We start from the raw sequence: 2175 nt of genomic DNA, 5'->3' as shown, positions 1-2175 counted from the left end.
CGCAGCGGCCGCCACTACCGCACGCCGGTGATCGCATTCCCGACGGGACGAGGCTACGTCACTCCCCTGCCCTACGGTACGGACACCGATTGGTGCCTCAACGTCCTGCAAGCGAGGCACTGCACGCTGGAGCGAGCCGGGCAACGCATCGACCTCGATAACCCGCGGGTGGTGAAAGCCGCTGCGGTCAAGTTTTTCCCGGCGCTGTTGCAACCACTGCTGCGGTTCGCAAACTTGCCGGGATATTTGTTCCTCGACCGGAAAGAGCAGAGAAGCCGCCGGCGGAACTAGATCACGAGCTTGAGATCAGGGCCGCGGTTCTGGTCACGACAAGAGGAGTGCAAGATGAGCGACACACTGGTAAACGTGCGCGACATCCGATTTGTCCTGTACGAGATGCTCGGCGTCGAGACCCTGACCAAGTATGAGTACTTCAGGGACCATTCCAAAGAGACGTTCGATACGGCCATGGACGCCGCCTACAAGCTGGCACGCGAGGTCTGCTGGCCGGCGTATGCGGAAATGGACAGAATCGGCGTCACGTACGACACCAAGAGCAAGAAAACCCGCGTTCCGGAATGCATGCACAGGATCTGGCAGGCGTACAAAGAAGGCGGCTGGCATGGGGAGACCGCCCCAGCCGAGTTTGGCGGGCAACAGTTCCCCGCGGCCGTGGGCGCAGCGACGGCGCTCATGTTCAATGCCGCAAATACCGCCGCGAACATGTATATCGCCGGCACCTTCGGCGCCGCGGGGCTGATCCATTCGTTCGGCAACGACAAGCTGAAGAAGACCTATTTGGAGAAGCTGTACGCGGGTGAGTGGGGCGGCACCATGTGCCTCACCGAACCCCAGGCCGGCAGTTCTTTGAGCGACGTCAAGACCACTGCGGTCAAAGCCAACGACGGCGACTACTATCTGCTCACGGGCACCAAGTGTTTCATCTCGAACGGCGACCAGGACATGACGGAGAACATCATCCACCCGGTGTTGGCCAAGCTTCCGGGTGCACCGCCCGGGGTCAAGGGCATCAGCTTGTTCATCGTTCCCAAGTACCGCATCAAGGAGGATGCATCGATCGGCGAATTCAACGACGTGGTGACCGCCGGACTCGAGCATAAGCTGGGTATCAGAGCGAACGCGACGGCCACCCTGAGCTTCGGTGAGAACGGGGACTGCCGCGGCTGGCTTCTGGGAGAACCGAACCGGGGCCTGGCATACATGTTCCAGCTCATGAACCATGCCCGCATCGCCACCGGCTTGCAGGCAACCGGTCTGGCATCCAACGCCTACCAGCATGCGCTGCAATACGCGCGGGAGAGATTGCAGGGGCGCAAGATCACGGAAAAGGATCCCACGACGCCGCAGGTCCCTATCATCAAGCATTCCGACGTCAGGCGCATGCTGCTCGCTCAGAAGGCCACAACCGAGGGCTTGTTCGCGCTGCTCGCCTACGCCGCCTTCCTGGGCGACAAGGAGCGGTTCAGCCCGGACGAGACCGAGCGAATGGCGGCGGAGGCGATCCTGGGTATTCTGACGCCGGTCGGCAAAGCCTATGGCTCGGAGGCTTCCTACGACTCGATCGTGCTCGCCATTCAGTGCTACGGCGGCTACGGCTTCAGCGAGGAGTTCCCGCTGGCCCAGATGCTGCGTGACTGCAAGGTGTTTCCGATCTACGAGGGCACCAACGGCATCCAGGCCATGGACCTGCTCGGCCGCAAGGTCGTCATGAAGGGCGGCGAAGCCTTCAGAGCGCTACTGGCCCAAATCTCCAAGACCACTGAGGAGGCATCGCAAATCGGGGCACTGCAGGACCTGGCAGGCAAAGTCACCGCGGCGTTGAACGAAGTCGCCGAGACCACGACGCATCTGGGTGGGGTTGCAATGGCAGGCGACATCGAGCTCTACATCGGCTCTGCAGTTTCGTACCTTAGAATGTTCTCGCGACTGGTCATCTCATGGCTGTTCCTCTGGCAGTCGATCGTCGCCCAGAAGACGCTCGACGCAGGGGCTGGGGCCGCGGACCAGCGTTTCTACAAGGGCAAGCTCGCCACGGCGCGATTCTACCTCAACAACGAACTGCCGTACCTGCATGCCACGGCGCAGATTCTGAAGAGTAGCGAACGGACCGCACTCGACTTCGACGAGGAGTGGTTTTAGCGCGGAGAAACCAGC

2 protein-coding genes are annotated in these 2175 nt (G+C 61.4%); both read left to right on the top strand.

What is annotated here, in order from left to right; genetic code table 11:
* On the top strand, window positions 1–291 hold a 291-nt coding region (locus VF515_14410; GenBank protein ID HEX7408824.1), incomplete at its 5' end, for a hypothetical protein.
* A 54-nt stretch (window positions 292–345) separates the two neighbouring features.
* Window positions 346–2160 (top strand): acyl-CoA dehydrogenase, encoded by a 1815-nt coding sequence (locus tag VF515_14405; protein ID HEX7408823.1) that lies wholly within the window; start codon window positions 346–348, stop codon window positions 2158–2160.
* Window positions 2161–2175: the final 15 nt, after the last annotated feature.

It is taken from the genome of Candidatus Binatia bacterium (genome assembly GCA_036382395.1).
In the GTDB taxonomy this organism is placed as follows: Bacteria; Desulfobacterota; Binatia; order HRBIN30; family HRBIN30; genus JAGDMS01.
This window is presented reverse-complemented; position numbering and strand designations above follow the sequence as displayed.